Here is a 22,331-nt window from a genome sequence, read left to right as displayed (position 1 = left end):
TCTCCGGATATATATCTAAACGACATCAAAAACTTGGTGCTAAGCCGAGTAAACAAAGCCTGTAGATGTGCAGGTTAGACAGGATATATCTTAGGGGGAGTTATGGTCGCCGTTATCAGCGGAGAAGCACTGGGTCTGTTTAATAGCATAAAGACCGGTGTGGGTTCGGCGAACTTTGGACAGGGACGTGAATCTATCTACGTCAATGCATCCACTGGCAACCTGGTGTTGCGCCAGCAGGATGAGTTTGTTGCGGCCTCTGGCCTGGACTTGTCCCTGTTGCGTACTTACAACAGCCAGGGGCAGTTGGATGGCGATAACAATGACGGCTTTCGCTTTAACTTCTCCAATCAGCTGACTAATTTGGTTGGTACGCCCAACCAGCCCGGTAGCCAGATCACCCGTATCAGTGGCGATGGTGCCGAGACTTTATACACCTACGATGCCAGCCTGCAGGCCTATATCTCCCCTGATGGTGCCGGTGCACACGACCAGATTGTGTTCGACAGTGGTAATAATCAATGGGTGTGGCGTGAAGGCTCCAGTCGCACCGAAGAGGTCTACGGCAATATCAATGGCAACTGGAAACTGGTGGCCCGCGTCGATGCCGAAGGCCGCCAAGTAGCCTTTGGCCACAACAGCAGTGGTTTGGTGAACAGTATTACCGATGCCGCCGGCCAGACACTCGCGATTACTTATACCGGTACCCGCGTTACCGCAGTGACCGTCAGCAGTGATGGCGCCACTGAGCAGCGCCTGCACTACAGCTACGATACCCAGGGCCGCCTGGAAACTGTCACCGTCGACCTGTCCCCGCAAGATAGCAGTATCGCCGACGGTAATGTGTACACCACTACTTATGGGTACCATGATGACAGTACCCGCGTCGCTTCAGTTCAGCAAAGCGACGGTACCCTGATGCTCTTTTACTACACGAATGTAGATGGGCAGGGGGACTACCGTATCTCCGAAGTGCACACTGGCCGGGTAAATGCCAGTGGCATGGCGCAGGAATTTGATAACAGCGACCGCCGTATCACCACCTACAGCTACGACCTGGCCAATCGCAAAACGACGATTACTCAAATCAGTAATCCGGAAGCGGCAGTGAGCGGCCGGGTTGGTATTCAAACCGAACTGACCTTCGACAGCGCCGGGCGCATCACCGAGATGAAAGCCCCCGCCGACCAGAGTGGCGTGCGCGAACTGACCCAGTACAGTTACGATGCCGACGGCAACCTGTTGAGCCTCACCGACCACAGCGGCGATACCACCGTCTATGAATATGACAGCCGCGGCAACCAGACCCTGGTACGCGACGCCCAGGGCAATACGGTCGAACGGGAATACGACAGCTATAACCAGCTGAGTAAAGAAACGGTCTACCTGCGCCCGGACCCCGATGGCGATGGTGCCGAGCAACCGGCCGAAGCTCGTGTCACCCACTACGTCTATGATGACCAGCAGCGCCTGCGTTTTGTGATTGGCCACGACGGCACCGTCCAGGAAACCCGCTACAGCGATGCCGCACAGAACGCCGAGCACGGCATTCCCGCCCGCACAGTAAGTGCCATTACCTACTTGCAGCACGGCTACTTCGACCAGTTTGATGCCGCCAACTACAGCGAAGCGAGTAGCGGAAACCCCGTCGACTTCACTTATGCCAGCCTCAATAGCTGGGTGCAAAATACCCAGGGCGATATCCAGGCCAACAACCTGCACAACGCCACCCGCAGAAGTGACACCCGCCTGGATTTCCGCGGCCAGGTCTACAGCATCACAAGCTACAGTCAGGTGGGCAGCAACGGACAGGGGATTGCCGACGGCAGTGAATCCACTCAATACACCGTCTACGACGCCAACGGCCAGCTGCGCAGCACCATAGATCCCCGCGGCAGCGGGCAGGACTCAAGCACCTATAAAGCCAGTTATGTCTACGACGGCCTCGGCCGCCTGCTCAGCAGCACCGATGCCGAAGGGCACACCAGCATCACCCTGTACAACGACGCGCAAGCCCAGGTGATCAGCACCGATGCCGACGGCCTGCAGGTCACCCGCAGTTACGCCACCAACGGCAGTCTGATCAGCGAAATCCGCCACGACACCACCAATGGCAATGCCACCCTCGGTGAAACCCGTTACTTCTACGACACCCTCGGGCGTATCCGCGCCACCCAGGACGCGATTGGCGCTATCAGCCACAGCCTCTACGACGACAAAGGCCAGATGGTAGCCGTGATCAGCGCCTCCGGCGCCATCACCGAATTCCACTACGATACTGAAGGCCAGCAGGTACAAAGCACGCACTACGCCAACCGACTCAGCGGCAGCCAATTGCAGAGCCTGCTGCAGAAAGACAATGACGGCAATGTGATTGGCATTGAGCAGAGTGTCACCCTGGCAGACCTGCGCCCAACTGCCGTGCCCGGCAATGACCGCAGTACTTACCAATACTACGATGACGCCGGTCAGGTGCGTTTCTTTGTGGACGGCGAAGGTTACCTGAGTGAAACCCAATACAATGCCCAGGGGCAGGTGCTGCGCACCACCCAGTACGGTGTAAAAATACAAAATCCCCAGGGAGAGACCACCGCAACCCTAGCGGCTAACTACGCAGCCAGTAATGCCAACCTCAGCGTTACCAGCGACAGCGCCACCCAGTGGGTAGACCCGCAGCAGAGTTATGCCCAGGCAGACAGCCTCGGTTTTAACCAGCGCAGTATTGTCAATCAAAGTGGCAGTATCGACCTCAGTCAATCCGCCACCACACGCCCGGCGCAAAATCCCTACGTCCTGAGTGGCACCACTAATGCGCGGGTCGAAAATACGCAAATAGAAAGGGTGAGTGGCAGTGCTATTACTACTGCCTATACCCGCCTGCCGGTACAGCCCTATACTTATGCCAGCACGGCGATTGTTGCAGAGCAGTTTACGGATACTGATAGCCGCACGTTGAGTGTGGCCAGCCCCCTCACGAGCCGGAATCCACAGTTGGAAGGAGATTTATCATTCTCCACAGTGGCTCTACAAAATATTGGTGGTGCACAATCGCAAAGTAAGACGGTTACCATTTACCGTGAGCACACTAATGTAGATTCAGCAAGTAGCAGCACTAAACTTAAATCTGGAACATTTACTTCCCGCTCTACAACGAGTGGAAGTGGAACTACAAGCCGTTTTAGATATTGGAAAATAAATGTCGCGGTTACTCGGTCCGATGCTTCGCTACCATCTGGTTATGATGGAACATTTTCTTATACGGTTAGTTCTACCAGCTGGGATGGGAGTGTTGACCTTACAAAGCTTTATGGCGATAACTTGCCTGCAGGAAAATATACTGTAAAAGTTATTGCTGAAGAATACAGGCAGGCCTGGAGGTGGAATGGCGGGGATAGAGCATGGGAGCCTGTTATTGGTGGGCTGAGTGCTACAAATAGCTATACTCAAACAAAAACTTATAATGTAGGAACTCGTTTAGTTTGGACTGATCCAACTTATGCTCAGGGTAAAATCACTAAATTTTATTATAAGAGCGGTAGTGGATCTTGGATAGCTAAGAGCTTTTCATCGAGTGGTCATACAAATACAGTTAGTTTTGATAACCCAAGTAGTGGTACCTTTAGCTATCGAGTAGATTATTATTCCGGTAGCGAGGTGATGCTCCGTGGTGAAAATACTTTTACTACTATCGCCACTTCAAATCAAAGCAAGAGCACAATTTTTCGCGCCCAAGTAAAATCTGTTTCTGGCTCGACTGCTGTCAATAAATATTCTTCGGCAACAAATATTAAATCTATTAAGGCTGTTTCAAAAAACCAGGAAACAGGGCAAACCTATACTGCCTGGACTTACCCACAAGATATTTCTGGTGATGGTTTTAATTGGGATGGGAAAGTTAATTTACGTATCGGGGGGGCGTTGCCGTCTGGGAAGTATGATGTAACCCTCTCGATAACTACATCTGACAACAAGACTTCTACTGATACGCTTGTGTATGAATCAGGGAAGCAATATTTTTATAATTCCACAGAAGTTACCTGGCCCGCCTCCACCCAGCCAGATGGTGCCGCAGCAGTTTTTAAATATCGTGTAAATGGCAGCAACGATGATTGGACCAGTGTTTCCCCAACTGTAGAGGGTGCCAATCACATTGCGGATCTCGGCGTGATAGGTGATACGGGGATAAAAACAACTTATGAATACCTGATCGAGTATGTCGACGGCAATCAGGTGGTGAAGTCGGCTGGTGGAACTTTTGCTGTTGATAAAGATGGTAAAACCACCGATAGCAGTTCTGCCACTGCGAACTTTAAGTTCGCCTCCACTAAATATGTCCAAGTGGGTACTGCATCCAGTGTTTCCGGGTATTTTTCTGAAGGTACAGCAGCATCGGTCTCCCGCGCCGATATCGTGGTGCGGGATAAGGTTAGCGGTCAGGTTATTTATAGCGGTACCGATTACCCGGCGGATTATTTAGCCTGGCTCAAAGCGGAAAATCCCAGTAACTATACCTATAACGGTAACCTCAATATTTCTGCGGACTTTGTCCGTCACAGCTTTAACACCAGCCAGAATATCAATAACAAAAATTGGCAGATTTACGACAGCACTCCAGCTGGTGCGACCCTTAATAGCGTGTATGACAGCACACTAAAGCGCAATGTTATCGAGATCTCCGGCGATGGTACCAGCAATGGTTTCCGCACATTGCAGGGTGGCCAAATCGATGCCTGGAATATCACCGATGGTACCAAGGCTCGGGCGGAGCTGAATCTGTCCGGCGAAGCAATTCTTTATTATCGACTGGAGACTTCAAAGGGGCCGGCCTATGTAAGCTACAGTTCCGGTGTGCAGGAACCTTATATCAATTTTTCCTCTTCATCCAATACGACCTATTATACCTTCCCGCTGGAAGATAAATATCTGGATGGCAACTGGCATACCTTCGAGCGGGATATCCTCGCCGATGTGGCCTTCCTGGATCCGGCTGCCGAGGTGCAGCAGATTAAAGCCTTTTATATCCGTGGCAATGGGCGGATAGGCACCATTGAAGTGGATACCCATACGCCCACCGGCAAGGGGGAACTGGGGAATGGCCGCTACGAAGTGGAAGTCACCACTTATGACCTGCACGGGAAAAAGGCTGGCACCAACACCTTTGACTATGAAATCGGCACCCAAACCGAACACCACCCCACCAGTTTCCAATGGCCGGTAAGCTCGCGCCCGGTGAGCAGTGATAAAACTATCTTCGAATATGAAGCATCTCCCAATGTCTGGAAGTCGGTGCCGGTATTAGAGGACGGTGCCAACCTTAAAGTCATTCTCGGTGATGTGGACGATGGCACGATTGCGGAGGGCACCTATAATTTCCGTATTCGCTACGAGCAAAACGGAATTGAAGTTAAAAAGACCACAGGCAACCCGTCGCTGACAGTGGGCAAGGGCTCTACCAAAGCCAGCAGTTTCGATTTCGAGTACAGCGTGGTCTCCCTGCAAAGTGGCAGTGGCCACGCCATTCAGGGTTACCCGGTTTTTATTGGCAGTGATCCCGCTCTCAATAAAATTGTCGCACAGGTTAAAAATAGCAGCGGCCAGTTGGTATCCACTGCCGAGACCTTTCCGCAGCTGTTTGGCAACTACAACGGCGAAGTCAATTTGGCTATCGGCTCTGAATTGGCTGCGGGGCAGGCCTATAGTGTGACCTTGGCCCTGCACTACGACGACGGCAGCAGCAGTGTGAGAGCGGCTTTCCCGGTGGAAGTGGGGGAGCAGCCGGTACAGGACCGGGTAATCCAGTGGTCCGAGTCCGTCTATACCCCTGTTGCGGGCGAAGTTACCCGCTTGGAATACCGCCGCGTAGGCGGTGATAGCAATATGCTTACTCATCGCTTCAACGGAAGTGACAGTGTGGATGCCAGTCACTGGCAGATTGTCGATAACGATCCCCCTGGGGCCACCGCTATTAAAGTCTACGATGCTGATTTACAGCGCGATGTTATTGAAGTCTCTGGAGACGATGTTAATAACGGTTTTATATTGAGTAAAAATCCGCAGTTTGAAAGCTGGAATATCACCAACAGCACTACAGCAAAAGCAGAGGTTAAACTCTCCGGAACTACCCGGCTTTACTACCGAATCGAGACCTCGGAAGGTACGGCCTTTGTGCAGTACAGCTCAACGGTAAGCAAGCCGTATATCCACACATCCAGCTCCGATACTAATTTTTATATTTTCCCGCTGGATACCAAATACCTGGACGGCAACTGGCAGACTTTCGAGCGGGATATTGCTGCAGATGTGCTCTACCTGGACCCCGATATCACCGTAAACGAAGTTGACTGGTTCATGATACGCGGTAGCGGCCGTATCGGCACCGTAGAGATTAAAACCAATATCCCGAGCAGTGACAGCAATGCCTGGCACAGTGCCGACCTGCTGCAGCACGGCAGCGACTTCACCGCCAACCTGGGCTATGAACTGTCCGGCGACTACGAATACCGTATCGCCACCTACCGCGATGCCGACGGCAACGGTCTCAGTGATAACGATCGTTTATTGCGCACCCTGTCCGGCACCTTTGCCGCCAACGACAGCGGTACCAAACCCGCCAGCTGGGCCGTGCCGGGCTATGAGCGCAGCAGCGCCGAAGGCTACGCCCTTGAAGGCTATCTGAGCGCCGCCGAAGCGGCGGATATCGCCTATCTGGAAACCGTGGTAATCGACAACGCCACCGGTTCCCCCATCAGCGCGCAGCCCACACAGACCTGGATCGACCCCGCCACCCTGCGCGACGGCTCCTTTGCCGGGCGCCTCAACCTGCTGGTGGGCGAGACCCTGGCCGATGGAGATTACAGCGTGCAGGTGACCCGCCACTATATCGGCGGCAGCAGCCAAGTGGATGCCAGCTTCCAGCAGCAGGTGGGGCGCCAGCTGCAGTCGGTGACCAACCCGCAACTGAGCCTGGGGCTGGACGAACCCTATGCTGCCAGCGGAGTGAACCTGTCTATCCGCCCGCTGGGCAGTTCTAACTGGGAGAGCCTGTCGCTCGACCCAGCCACAGGCGCGGTGGAGCTGGACAAGGCCAGCCACCCCAACGGCGTCTATGAATACCAGTTGTCCTACACCCTGGATGTGGGCGGCGCCCCGGTGAGCAAGAGCGGGGTGGGGCGCTTTACCCTGGCCGCCGGCGAGAGTTATACCCAGGCACTCAGTGCCGCCGCCACGGGGGTGGACCTGGCAGATGCGCGTATTGAGCGCAGCTTCTACGACGATGCCGGGCGGGTCTCGGCCACCCTGGATGCGGAGGGTTATCTAACCGAGTACCGTTATAACCGCGCCGGCCAACTGGTATCCAGCACCCGCTACGCCAACCGCGTGGCGGATTACGACCAGAGCAGTCACTGGCTCAACAGCGGCACCTTGCAGACCCTGCGCCCCGCCGCAGATCCGGCGGCGGATCGCAGCAGCTACTGGCTCTACGACGGCCAGGGCCGCGAAGTGGCCGAGATCAATGCCGAAGGCTATGTCACCGAGCACAAATACGATGTAGCCGGCAACCGGGTAAAAAGCCTTCAGTATGCGGACTCGCTATACGACCTCAATGAACTGAATAGCGCGTTGGCCTCGGTGGACAACGACCCGGCCCGTCTCTCTTTGGGCAGCGACCGCGGCCTGGGACAGGTGCGCCCGCTGACTTCCAGCGACGACCGCATCAGCGAATGGCGCTATGGCGGGCGCAACCAGGTGACCCACGCCACCGATGCTTCCGGCAACACCAGCACCTTTACCTATACCGCCGGCGGCCAGCTGGCGAGCAGCCGCAGCGGCATTATTGCCAGTGGCTCCATCCTGGATAACTACCTGGACAACTACCAGGGCGACCCCACCTTCAGTGCCAACGACAGCGAGGCGCGGGATTACCAGTTTGAGTACGACGTACAGGGCCGGGTGATCGCCGAGCGGGATCACCAGGGTCGGGTGGTGTTGAGCCACAGCTACGATGACAGCGGTCGCCGTATCAGCAGCACCGATGCCAATGGCTACACCACCCACTTCGCCTACAGTGCCGACGGCCTGCTGAAGTACAGCCTGGCACCGGTGTTCAACCCCGGTAACAACGCCCTCGAATGGCAGTTGAGCAGCTTTAGCCACAACGCCTTCGGCGAAGTGACCGGCACCCGCCAGTATGCCAGCCGCCTCAGCAATACCGCGCTCAACAACCTGGGCCTGGCCGGCGACGCCGCCACCCTGGACAGCCTGGCGGCCAGCCTTGTCGCTGGTGAAGACACCGTCACCAGCACCGTCTACACCCAGCGCGGCCAGGTGGACAACAGCACGGACGGCGAGGGCTTTGTCAGCACCTCCCAGTACAACGCCTTTGGCGAACGCACCCGTTTAAGTCGGGCGATTGATGTTGCCAACAGCCGCCAGGCGGTCACGGACTTCAGTTACAGTCGCCGTGGTGAACTGGAAACGAGCAGTGCGCAACTGAGCAGTGGTCCCTTCGCCAGCGTGGGCACCAATACGGTGTACAACGCCTTCGGCGAAGCGGTATCCAGTACCGATGCGCGCGGTTTTAGCACCGACTACGCCTACGACCGCCTGGGACAATTGGTGACTCAGACCAATACCCTGAAACAGCAGACCCACTTAAGCTACGACGCCTTCGGCCGGGTACTGACCCGCACCGATGCGCTGAACCGCAGTACCCGCTACGAATACGACGACGCCAGCCGCAGCCAGACTGTCACCACTCCAGAGGGAGTACAAACTCGCACCGTCAACAATATCCACGGTGAGACCTTCGAAGTCTCCATCAAAGTCGGGGACAGCTGGCTGCGCCAGGTGCGCTATGACTACGACACTCAGGGCAACCTGACCGGTACCACCGACGCCCTCGATAACCGTGCCCGCAGCGAGTACAACGCCGCCGGCCAGCTCACCGCCAGTGTCGACGCCAGTGGCGTGCGCACCGAGCTGACCTATGACCCCCAGGGGCGGGTACTGACCCGCACCCAGGATGTGGGTGGTCTCAACCTGACCACCACCCAGCGCTACGGCCACCGCTATGAGGAAAGCGTGGACGCCAGCGGCAGCGTGACCCGCACCGAGTACGATAAAAATGGCCGCGTGAGCCGGGTGATTGTCGATGCCAGCAGCGATGGCTCTGGCCTCAACCTGCTGACCCAGTACCGCTACGACGGCCAGGGCAATGTGCTGCAAGTGCAGGAGGGCAGCCTCAGCGGGGGTATTGATGGCAGCGCCACGATCAAGCGCACCACCGCCTACAGCTACGACGAGCTGGGCCGGGTGTTGAGCGAGACCCTCGATCCCAATGGCCTCGCCATTACCACCCGCTACGAGTACGACCAGGCCGGCAACCGCACCGCGATAACCAACGCCCTGGGGCACAGCACCTACTTTGTCTACGACGAACTGGGGCGTGAGCGCTTTGTGTTGATGCCACACTCAGCGGATGGCACTTGGTATACCGCTAGGGAAAGGCAGTACGACGCCGCCGGGCAACTGGTTGTTAGTACAGAGCATCACGGCGCCCTCAGGCTGCCGGCGACCCTGGATATCCCCTCGGTGGCAGCGATATATAACAGCATCACTGGCTGGGACCGCACCACCCGCTACGTCTATAACGACGACGGCCAGCTGACTCACACTATCGACGCCCTTGGGTATGTGACGGAGACGGTGTACAACAGCAGTGGGCGCGTCAGCGCCGTGATCCGCTATGCCGACAGGATAGATCCGTCCAGCGAAACTGTGGCCGACCTGGTGCGCGACAGCAGTAAAGATCGCGAGACCCGCTACCAGTACGACGCCGCCGGCCGCCAGACCCACACCCTGCGGCTGTTCGAACAGGGCGGGGTGCAATACGCCTATGTCACCGAGAGCCTGTACAACAGTCGCGGTGAAGTAGTCGGTGAGATCGCCTACGCCCGTGCCCTGAACCTCGCCAGCGAGACCACTGCCCAGCTGAACGCGGAAGCCGCAGACAACCGCCACAGCACCTTTATCTACGATGCCGCCGGTCGCCGCACCCATACTGTCGACAGTCTCGGCCATGTCACCGAGACCCGCTACGACGATAGCAACGATACCGAGACGGTGATCCGCTACGCCAACGGCATCAGTGTACCCGCCGCCAGCAGCTGGACGGACCTCAGAGCAACGGACCTGGGCATCAGCGCCAGCAGCCAGCACGACCAGGTGATCGTCACCCAGTTCGACGCTGCCGGGCGCAAGGCCAGCCTCACCGAGAAAGTGTGGGCGGATGGCGCCCTGCGGGATTACGTTGAAAGTTACCAGTACGACGCCCTCGGCAATCGCACCCAGATCAGCGACCCACTGGGCTACAAGACTTACCTCAGCTACGACGCCGCCGGCCGCCTGACTCACAAGCAGGTCCCAGCCAACGGAACCCAGGGCTATCTGTCCACCTGGAGTTACGATGCCCTGGGGCAGGTGTTGAGCGAGACCCACTACAGCCAAGCGGTGGCGCAAAACACCGACCCCAGTGCTATCAATACCAATACCCTGGCCCACGCCCAGGATCGCAGCAGCCAGTACACTTATTTATCCAGCGGCAAACTGCATACAGAAACCGATAGTGCCGGGGTAATCACTGAGTATACCTACACCACCTTCGGCGAAATCTGGCGCACGATTGAGGCCAAGGGTCTGGCCGAACAGCGCGTGACCTTCCGTAGTTTCGACCAACTGGGTCGCCTGATGGAAGAGACCAGTGGTCTGCCAGACTGGGAACAGAGCACCATAGACAACCGCCACAATCTCACAGAAGCGGAGCTGGGTGCCGACGAGCAGGTTGCGACAACCCGCTTTGGCTATAACGCCTTCGGCGAACTGGAGAAGCTGGTCAGCCCCCGCGGCCCCGGCTATATCAGCCAGCAGCTGCACGACCAGCTGGGGCGCAAAGTGGGTGAGATCGACGCCCGCGGCGGCAGCACCCAGACGGTGCTGGACGCCTTCGGCAATATCGTCGCCACCACCGACCCCAACGGCAATACCGGGGTCTTCCTGTACGACGCCAACAACCAGCTCACCCACCAGGTGACCCCGGATGGTGCCGTTACTACGTACAGTTATGACGCCTTCGGCCAGGCCGTGGACGTGCGCACCTATGCGCAAAAGCTGGCCGACAGCACCGATATCGCCGCTCTCAACCGCGCCGGTTTGGACGCTTTACTCAGCGGTTTACAGGATGCTGTGCGCGACCGCCACAGCGTCAGTGTGTACGACAACCGCGGCCAGCTGCTCACCAGCACCCAGTACGGCTACGACCTGATCAACGGTCACGCCACCGCCAATGTCACCACCTATAAATACGACGCTGCCGGCAACCGCACCGCCATGATCGACGCCCGCGGCGCGCGCACGGATTATCTCTTTGACGCCCAGGGGCGGGTGACCCAGGAGACCGGGCACGAGTACTACGCCACACTGACCTCGCATCAGACCAGTACCACCCTGGTGCGCGCCATTACCAAGTACAACTACAACGCCTTCGATAAGACCTTCGAAGCGGAAGGCTATTACTGGGATGTCAGCGCCGGGGAGGAGAAGGCCTCGGTATACGGTATCCAGAACCGCTATATGCGTTACGACCACAACGGCCAGCTGCTGACACTGCTGGGTCCCGCCTTTATCGGCACCACAGGCAACGCCCAGAGCAGTGCCGACTTCGACGGCACTATCGACACGGTGCCGATGCGCACGGTGACCGAGCGCCGTTACGACGCCCTCGGCCGCCTGGTGTATGAAGGCCAGCGCGGTCTGCAGAATGCCAGCCTGAACGACGACGGCAGCGCCAGCGGTGTCCAGCACGGCCAGATCCAGGCCAGCGCCTACCACTACAACCGCCTGGACCAGCAGGTGTACGCCCTGGATACCGACGGCGGCCTGACCTACAACCGCCACGACGCCGCCGGCAACCTGCGCAGCGAGACCCGCTACGACCAGCGTCTCACCATTAACGGCAGCCCCTGGGACGGCAGCCTCAATGGGCTCAACCTCGACAGCAGTGTCGAGCACTGGCGCAGCGACGCCCAGGCTTTGCAGAGCAGCGAGTCCAGCACCGGACGCACGACCCATTACCAGTACAACGCCAACAACCTGGTGACCAAAACCGAATCCGATGCCGGGGTCTTCTTCGACCTCAACAACCTGGTGGCCCCGGACTCCACCAGTGGCGACCAGCAGGAACTGCAAAACGGCTTCAGCCTCGGCAGCACCCAGGGCAGCCAAGCGCTCTACGATGCCAACGGCAACCCCATTATCCAGATCGACGGCAAGGACCAGGCCAGCTTCGCCCTCTACGATGCCGCCGGCAATCGCGTACTGGAAGTAGACCGCCTCGGCTATGTCACCGAGTATATTTACGACGGTCTTGGCCAGATCACGGCACAAACCCGCTACGCCGGCGCCCTCGACTTCGCCAAGCTCGGCGCCCCCGCCGACAACGAAGCCCGCCACGCCTGGCTCGACAACCTCTACGGTGGCAACCGCGCTGCCCTGGTGGCCAATGTTGCCACCGGCGACGAGCGCACCACCGAATATGTGTACAGTGGCCGCGGACTACTGCTGGAAGAGCGCACCAAAGGGGAATCCTTCGTGCGCATCAGCAACTCCGGCACCGCCCTCAATGTCAGCCGGGTCAGCAGTGACCTGGTGACTCGCCATGACTACGACGGCAACGGCTGGGCCACCACCACCGTGCGCTACGACGGCGATGAAAACGCCGCAGACAGCCGTGTGGAAAGTGTTGACTACAACGTGTACGGCCAGCAGGTACAAACCCGCGGCGCCGAGTACACCGACTACCGCGGCCAGAGTGTGCGCGGCACCATCAGCTACCGCTACGACCTGTTCGGCAACCGCACCGCCGAGATAGTGCACAACGACAGTGGTGGCCAGGTTACCAGCCACCACTACAACATGATCGGCAAGCGGGTGGAGACCCGCGACGCGCGGGAAAACCGCGGTGAAGCCAACTACGAAGGCAAGACCCGCTTCTACTTCGACGCCTTCGGCAACGCCGTCTACCAGAGCAAAACACAGACGGATATCGACAACGCCCAGAGCCAGGTCACCACCTGGCTGCAGTACGACGCCCTCGGCCGCGAGATCGCCCGCAGCAACAACGTCGACAAGACCGAGCAGGGCGGCCTGGTGCAGCACGATATGGCCTACAACACCCACGGGCAGATTATCGGCAAGGGCATTAATACCGATGTCCGTGACTCGGTGATTGGTGGTAAATACCAGGAGTACTACGTCTACGACGAACTCGGACGGTTATTTAAAACCAACGCCGACAACGGCTCCCCGCGTATTTACCTGTACGACCAGAACGGCAATGCCACTTTAGAAATTACCGCGATCAACAACAACAGCCTGAGCGGAATCCAAACCGCGCGGCAGGCTATGAATGAACTCACCCAGAGTGAGACCCAGTGGAAGTACAGCCTGTACGATCAGGAAGACCAGTTGATTACCGTAGTGGATGCCCCGCTGGCGACGCCCACTGATAATTCCGATCTGGATGTGAACTGGGACGTGGACAACGACGGCTCTGAAGTGATCAATGCGGTGGACAGCAAAGCGGGCACTAACCCGAGCATCACCAGCACTGGCTCCAGCAAAAAAACCACCAACAGCACCAGTAACTCTACGGTCTGGGTCAGCCTCAACAACAGCAATATGCCCAGCACCGCCGATGCCGCGGTGAATAACAAACACAGCATGCCCGCCGAGCGCGTGCAGAAGACTGTGCGCGATAACAATATTGGCTACGTGGGCAATGAAGGCGAAGGCTATGCCAGCAACCCCGGCGGCGCCACCGCCGTGGACAGCAGCCGTTCCTGGGAGGACAACACCGATGAACTGTTCTACCTGAGCAGCAACGACCCGCGCCTCAACTTTGAAGACCTCGGGCTCACCGCCAAACAGCAAACCGATCTCGCCGGGCTGCTGGGCAGTACCAGCTACCAGCTCGATGGCACCAGCCAGGGCAGCCACAAAGGCTATATCGAACGGGATACCCGGCACTACTACACCAGCCGCCAGGTCACCCTCGACAGTGGCCGAACCATTACCGTGTTTACCAACCGTATCGAAGTGGAAGAGCAGGTACATATCTTTGTGCCCCTGTCCAAGGGCAACACCGAGTACGGCTGGCGCGAAGTGGTGATCACCACCAACACCTACAACTACGACATCACCAGCGACTTCCTGCAGGCGGATGACAGTGCCGCGGACAGCGCCCTGGAAGATGCGCAGAACAACCCCCTGCAGGTCATGCCGAGCCTGGACTGGTCGGTGAACGGCAACACCCTGAGTCTCGACAGCAGCGACGTGGCCAGTGTGTTCGGCAACAACACCAAGGTCAAAGTGCTGGCGAAGAATGCCAGTGGCCAGGTGGTGATGAACAACACCCAGTACAACTGGAGCGATGGCATGGACATCGCGCTCAACAGTAATGCCGCAGCGGTATCGCTGACATTCCTGAGCGCAGATGGGCTGGTATTGCATGCAGTGGACCTCTACAGCAACAGTGCCGACAGTTTAAGTGGCAGCGTGGGTCTGCCGGGGGAAGGGGTTGGCCTTGAGCATCTACCGGAGGTGAATAAGTTCTGGTTGTCTGCCGGCTATCGGTCTTCGAAGCAGGGCAGCTCGAGAAGTACGAGCCTGGCTTACAGTGATTCGGCGCGAGTCAATGAGACGACTTATGCTGCGGTTGGTGGGCAGGGAGCTATCAGTAAGCCTGGGCAAGTTGATACCAAAGAAATGGTAGTCAAGTATAACTGGGCAATCACACACGTCAGTAGCGAATTTCTATTTTTTGATGGTGAGCACGATCGAAATGTTTATCGCTATACATACAAACAACAAGTCAATGTAACTATTTCTAATTTTCCGTCGGTAGCTGGAGCGACGATTAAGGTTGATGGAGTAGAAAGAGAGATTACCGGTAATGGAACATTTACTTTTTCTGGAAGCTCCAGTACCAGCATAGGCAGTACACCGCCTAGCCCTAAGTCAACGGCTGTATCAATAAAGACATTTGGAAGTCAGTGGGGTAGTGCGGTTATTGCTGCTAATACCGTAGGTACAACAAAAACCTCTGATGAATACGTTCGTATTTTTAACCTCGACAGCTCTGCAAAAACAGTAGAGTTTACTGCTGATGGTAAAACCGTAACGGCCAGCGTTGTCAATGGTATGGCCAATGTTGGCACCACTGGTATGTCCAACAGCAGCAGCCTCGCCTTCACCATGAAGGTAAAAAACAGCAGCGGCACGGTAATTAATGAAGCTAAGGGCAATTTCAACAATGCTGCTCCAGCGACCGTTACCAACTTACAAAATAAAATCACCAAAACTGTAAAAACCAACACCTACACCCACAATGTCTCCTCTAAGGGCGACAATTACACCTCAGTCTTTTACTCCCAGACCGGCCTGTACAACCGCGAGGCCATCCGCAATATCGCCTTGCAACTGACCGGTGCCGCCAACGACGAGACACTGATCGCCCACCACGCCAGCTACAACGCCTTTGGCGAGAACGTGGCGTCGATCGACAACAACGGCAACACCACCCTGTACGAGTACGACCAGCGCGGCAATGTGGTGAAGGAGCTGAAGCCGGAAGCGGACGTCTACACCGAGCAGATGACCAAATTCCGCGCCCACACCGCCACCGAATACGGCGTCAATGCCTTTGGTGAAATGGTGATGGAGAAAGTCGGGGCTGAGGCTGCCGCTGGCGCCAGCAGTGCCACCCGCAGCGCTGTTACCAACTACAACACCCAGCACGAACAGGTGCGCCTGCAGGACTATGAGGCCGGCTTATTGATTGCCAGCCAGGACGGCGAGGGCGATTACGACAGTCAGGTCTACGACCAGGCCGGCAACCTCAAGGGCAGCAGCCAGTTGGTGTACCGCGCCAACGAGCGCGGCAACGGCACCAGTGCACTCTACTACCAGGTGGCCTACCACTACGACGCCAATAACCAACTGGTGCGTATGAACCGCTTCCAGGACAGTTCCCTGGCGATTGACTACGGCTACAGCGCCTCCGGTCGCTACGACGAGTGGGACTACGACGAGTTTGGCAACCGCATCCGCCACCGCAACGCCCTCTACGGCGACACTAACCCTGTGCTCTACGCCAGTTTCAACAGCGGTGGCAGTGTCGGCAGCAGCGGCACCGTCGGCCAGGAGACCTACCGCTACGACGGCATGGGCCGGGTACTGCAGTACAAGAGCTACAACGGCAAGATCACCGACTACGCCTACGCCTGGAGCGATGCGGTGAGCCGTAATGTGCTCGCCGCCACCGGCCAGCAGGCCCAGGGCGCCGCCGATCAAGTGCAGCTGGGGGGGTATATCACCGCCATCGCCAAGTCCGGTATGGGCGGCGTGGTGGACACCGACTGGAACCAGTCCTCCCACGAGGATGTACTCAGTGACGCCGTCGACTACTTCGGCAAAGCCGTCTGGCACGACGACCTCGGCGGCCATCGCATCGAATACGCCTACAACTACGCCGGCTGGCTATCGCGCCAGACCGGCAATACCGCCCTGAGCGGCGACGGCACCTGGGAAGCGCGCAACAACCAGGATATCCGCTACACCTACTACCACAACGGCAACCTGTTCCGCACCTACGACTACGGCAACAACGGCCTTGCCGATGGCGACCAGACCGCCGCCAACAGCGATATCGCCCCCGCCGTCACCGAATACCGCTACGACAAAGCGGGCAACCGCACTGGCGAGCTCTACTACCGCTCCAACGACCTGTACAACAACCTCGGCCGCGTGGTGTACCAGCACAGCAATGCCGTCTACGACGAACAGGGTCGTATCACCAGCATCGAAGGCTACGACGAATACGGCAATGCCTACCAGATCGACTACACCTTCGACGCCTTTAGTAACCGCCGCAGCGTCAGCAGTGTTTACGACGGCCGCTACGTCGACAACCTCGACGGCACCATCGACGGCAAGACGCAATCGTTCTACTACACCTACGACAAGAACAACCGCTTCACCCTCACCCTCGGCGAGTTTGAAAACGGCCAGATTGTCCTGGGTAAAACCGGCACCGCCATCACCTATAACGGCCTCGACCAGCGCTATCTCGCCAGCCGCGCCAGTGACGGCAGCATCCGCGAGAAGTACGCCTACGACAGCAACGGCCGCCTCACCACCGTGCATATCGACCAGGGCAGTGGCTTTGTTCTGCGCGCCAGCCGTGTCAACAACGATGCGGGGCAGGTCACCGCCTACTACGAGTACGACTCCGCCGGCAAACTGTCCAGCGCCACCGACAACTACTACAACGCCGACGGTATCCAACTGGGTTACGCCACCACCCAGTACGATGAGAATGGTTTAGCCACCGACGAAGTCATCCGCAGCCGCAACACCTTCCTCGGTGACGGCCAGACGGTGGACACCAACATCACCAGCGCCTACCCCGAAGACGGCGCCGCCCCCACGGTGACCACGCTGTACAACTCCTACGAAAAGTGGGATAGCTACAAAACCAAGTCGGTGGTAATCAGCGCCGACAACAAGGACCTACACCCCAAGCAGCGCGACAGCTGGGAGAACGGCGAAGCCTTCTACACCTACGACTCCAATGGCCATATCCGCCGCGTCTACGACGTGGAAGGTCAGCGCGCCATCGCATATGTCACTGACAAGGAAGGCCGCACCCTGGTGCGCGAAGAGATCAACGACGACGGCCAGAACAGCTACGGCCGCGAGATGCGCCACTTCTACTACTTCAACGGCCACGCCGTCGGCGATGTGGGCAACGACCAGGTACCCAGCCGCTACGACTACGTCAAAGCCCTGGCCCAAGCTGAAGGAGCAGGCAATCGCCACTCCCACAGTAATGGCGACCACGTACAGGCGGTGCAATCGGCGGACTTCGACCAGAACTACCAGCCGATCAACCCCAACTATCCCACGGCCAGTTACTCAAGCTTCGAGGCCCAGGGCGGAGAGACCCTGCAGAGCATCGCCGCCATGGTCTGGGGTGACTCCAGCCTGTGGTATCTCCTGGCCGATGCCAACGGCATGAAGGGCGACGAGGTACTGACCAAAGGCCAGCGCCTCGAACTGCCCAATGTGGTTACCAATATCCACAACAACAGCGATACCTTCCGCCCGGTAGACGGCGCCCTGCAGATGGGGGATACCGCCCCGACCCTGCCGGATGTGCCGCCGCCACCGCCGGTGGATAACGACGGCGGTTGTGGTGCGCTGGGTATGATCCTGGTGATTGTGGTTGCGGTGGTGGCCACGGTGTTGACAGCAGGTGCTTTCGCTGCGGCTGCCGGCGCTAGCATCGGCGGTATGATGACGGCGGGCGCGAGTGCTATTGCCACTGGTAGTCTCGGTTTTGGGGCCGCATTTGTGGCGGGTGCCGCGGGCTCGATTGCCAGCCAAGTAACTGCGATGGGCCTAGGGATGCAGGAGGACTTTAGCTGGAGCGATGTGGCTATAGGAGGCTTTACCACGATGGCAACGGTGGGTGCGGCCGGCTACCTGAACGGAATTGACAGCTTCACCAAAGTGGTCGACGGGGTGAGTAAGCTCAACTGGGCTGGCTCAGCGCTCCTCGGCGCGAGCAATGTGGTTAGCAGCTACGGCATCAACAAAGCGTTTAATAAGGATGTGAGCTTTAGCTGGCGCAACGTGGCCACCTCTGCGGTTACCTCCGGTGTTGCTTCGGGACTAACGGAAGGTTTTTCACAAACCAGTGAATCGGGAGTACTCGGTGGAGTTCTGCAAGCTGGAGGCTCAATCGGAGCCGACGTGGGCCGAGAGCTGACCAGCGCCCTGATCAACGAGTCAGTGCAGAGTGCTATCTGGGGTGACAGTTTTGACTGGGGTGGTGTGGCAATTGCCACTGCTGCCGGAGTCGCTCAAAGCTCGATCAAGCGCTTAGGTGGTGATGGTGAGCCGGTTGCCGGCGGCGGTCTGGATGCGGGTTCAGTTACTAGCAATGAAAAAACCAGTACTGGAGAACAACGTCTTACTGAACAGTTCAGTAGCTCAACAAGCAATATAACTTCCAGCTGGTCAGGACAGGAATTGGTGGTGACTGCTAGCCAAAGTGGTATTTGGGGCAGTGAAAAGGACTACTGGTCTAACAGTTCGGTGATCCAGCGGAATACGCAGGTGATGATGCACTCAGCGCAATTTAATGCTGTGCTGGATGAGAAAACTGCTCAACGTAGTGCACAGGTAGCCGCTCAGCAGGCCTACGCTGAGCTGAGCTTTGCAGAACAATATCAACTGGCGACTCCTACAAATACATGGACCGATGCAGGTTTGATTGCACCTGGTGGGACTGATTTTTCTGATCTGATTGCCTCAATTAACAGTTATTCCGCTTGGCAGCAGGTAAAAGGAGGAATGCAGGTCAGCATAGGTGCATCTGATTCTTCAATATTTGACTGGAGTTATTGGAAAGAGGCTGGGAGTGCACTTATAGAAGACCCTTGGGGTGAATTGGTTGATACAACATACTACTGGAGTGGGAAGCTTAATAGTTTTGCCGATTACTCACCATATGACGATATGCTTGCTGAGTGGGAAGGGTTAAAGACAGGTATACGGCAGGATAATGCGCAGACAGCTATCACTGGTGGTTATGGTTTGACTGGTGCAGTGGCATTCACTGAGTTACCCAGAGAGCTTGGGTTTGGATTGATTGACTCCGGGCTATGGTTAGGAGGCTTAGTAATGTCACAGGATGTTCGAGTCGGAACGCTGGATAGTATTACTGAAACATGGGAAACATCACATACTATTGGAGAGATAGTAAGAAGTGAGACTATAACTGATGTGAGATTCTCCTTAACCAGTACAGAAAAAAGGCTTGGGCAAGAAACCAAATTTGTGGTGGGAACCGATTTTTATGGCTTACAGTTTAAAAATGCAGAGCTTTGGGGGAAGGGAGACAGGTTAAGATATAACGTCGATGAGGTCACAAGGATTGCATTTGACTATAATGGGAACGATAGAAGTGCGATTTTACAAGAGAAAAATATACCGTTGCCTAAAGCTTTTAAAAAACTTAATGCATTTATTCCAAATAAGTCACTGCGTGAGTTAATGAAAGTTGAGTTCGAAACTGGCCTGAGAATGAATATGAGCACATCTAATGTCCGTTCGGCGTTTAACTTTAAGTTCGGATTGCCTAACTTGAAGTTTGCAATTGAGTTGAGAGGTGAAGAGCGAGAGCTTGATGTATGGAAAAGTGAGGAGTGATGAAGTTCTCACTAAAACTGGTTAAAAATGACGGTTCTTTGAGATTGTACGATGGAGATTCTTTTTTAAAAGATTACTCATTCTCGTACGGGTGGACGTCAATTGCTATTAAGAAAGAAGGGCTCTTCTTTGCAGAGATTCACCTCCTCGATCGCGCTATTGAAACTGCGGATTTTGGAGGGTTTGATATAGTTAGATCAAATAAATCAGTATACAAAATGGAAGTGGTTTCAAGGCTGAGAAAAGAATGCTGCTACGAAGTGGATTTGCTGCCAGATGGCGGATTTATGAATTTTTTTAGGTATAGTCATTTTCGAGTAGATAAGAAGGGTGGTGGCGGCTCGATAGTTGTTAAATATCATCCATGGAAATTTTGGTTGCCAATGCAGGTTTTTGCTTGTGTTGAAAATGGAGATGCTCTTGACTTGGCGGTTATTTTTTTGGCTTTCATTTGGATTATTGATGAATACTCGAATCACGGTGAAATGTTTTAGAATGATTGAAAATAATTGGAGTTGAAAATTAATTCTGAATACCCATAGATTAGAGAAAGGCGCCAGCAGCGTTGCTGGCGCTAGTTCCAATGGCTATTTCTTTCTGCTTATAGTTAAGGGGACGTGAAATGCTGCATATCTATGCTTGGGCTTAGAAAAACTGTGACTTTAGAGAAAAAGTGGAAAGTAGTATCGAGAGAATGGGTGGGAACTAGCAGGGGGTGGCAGAAAGGTAGTGTCGACAGGCGCTTATGCCGTGTACCCAGCGCTTTGCCTGCAAGCGTTTCGTACGGCCTCAGCAGACCCTACCAAACCTTTAAAACGGCTTTCAAAATTTCGATTGAGATAGAGCCAGTGTTTTGGCGAGACTCCCAGTCGCTCAAGAATGGGAGGAATGTTCTCAGAAATGGTGCCGCGCTTTCTGGGGTCTAAATGTCGACCACTCCAATCCACTAGCTCTAAATAGTGATCCAGCAGCAAAAGGGTTGCGCCCTGGCTCCATTGTTTATGTCTTTCTTGTCGTTGATAGTAAGCAGAGCGGGAAATAGGAAGGTTCCTAGGGCCGGGATCGTATGTACACAAAATAATCGATCAAAAACGTCTGATATTGATTGACTTGGCAGTAAAAGGTAAAAAGAAAAGCTCGACAGTAATACAGCCGGTACCCCTAGTGTTTGTATACCTGTATAGCGACCAAGCCTAGAGCATCCGCTAATCCCAGTAGTTGCTTTAGCAGTGGTAAGCCGAAAAAGAGTCTGTGCCCAAAGGGAAAGCCGATCCGCATGAGAATCGCCGACCTACTTTCGCGAATCAAACCTTACTTTTGTGGCTTTAATACCTGCGCCCCTAATCTACCACCCCTGGATAGTGGTCCAGCCGTAATATCAGGCTTAAATAGTTAGGATCCAACCGAGATATAATAAAGTGCCCCAGAGGATATCTGCTTTACTAATGATATTTAGTATGAAAAGTGTTTTGATTACAGAGTAGGTGTATACAGATTACACTTCGAAATTGAATAAAAACACCATGTCAAACCACCATGCTATATATAGCGTATCCTAATTAATTAGCCACTTGCACTTGTTCGTAAAATGATCGTGTTTGTATTGAGGAAGTACGGTACAGCTTCACAAGTGAAGCGTAGCGAAGGTTTGATAGAAGCTTTTTGGCTGGAGAACGTAAGCGCGGCTCGTATGGATTCCGTGAGGTGACCAAGAATAGAGAAAATCCCATAAGCATACAACATGTCATATGTGACATAACATTACATGTTTCACTGTTAGCAAGAGTAAAAACAAGTAAATCAAAATTTATCTTCAGCAAAAGACCAGTAAAACAGCCAATTACTCAAATTTAAAACAATAAAACTCTTAGGTTTTGCACAAAAAATAATCACAGTGGTGGTAAAGTGGAGCAAAAAGGTCGCCAATAGATATCTTGTGTTTCAGCTTAATGAAAAATTATTTGCATTTGTAAAGTTTGTGGTACATTACGCCGCTCGGA

Annotated in this window: 2 protein-coding genes; both read left to right on the top strand. The window is 55.4% G+C overall.

The features are described from left to right. Window positions 1-102 precede the first annotated feature (102 nt). Entirely contained in the window at window positions 103-20,331 is a 20,229-nt protein-coding gene (locus tag GL2_RS02100; RefSeq protein WP_143729076.1) for an RHS repeat protein, read from the top strand. After that, entirely contained in the window at window positions 20,328-20,825 is a 498-nt protein-coding gene (locus tag GL2_RS02095; RefSeq protein ID WP_143729075.1) for a hypothetical protein, read from the top strand. Before GL2_RS02100 ends, GL2_RS02095 begins: the two co-directional genes overlap by 4 nt. Window positions 20,826-22,331 lie beyond the last annotated feature (1,506 nt).

Origin of the sequence: Microbulbifer sp. GL-2 (assembly GCF_007183175.1) — a bacterium.
Classification (GTDB): Bacteria; Pseudomonadota; Gammaproteobacteria; order Pseudomonadales; family Cellvibrionaceae; genus Microbulbifer.
The sequence above is the reverse complement of the archived record's forward strand: the minus strand, read 5'-3'. Positions and strand labels throughout refer to the sequence as shown.

What these genes read in the sequence shown, in the direction of transcription:
- GL2_RS02100 (WP_143729076.1), top strand. Translation starts at nt 103, where the DNA reads ATGGTCGCCGTTATCAGCGGAGAAGCACTGGGTCTGTTTAATAGCATA.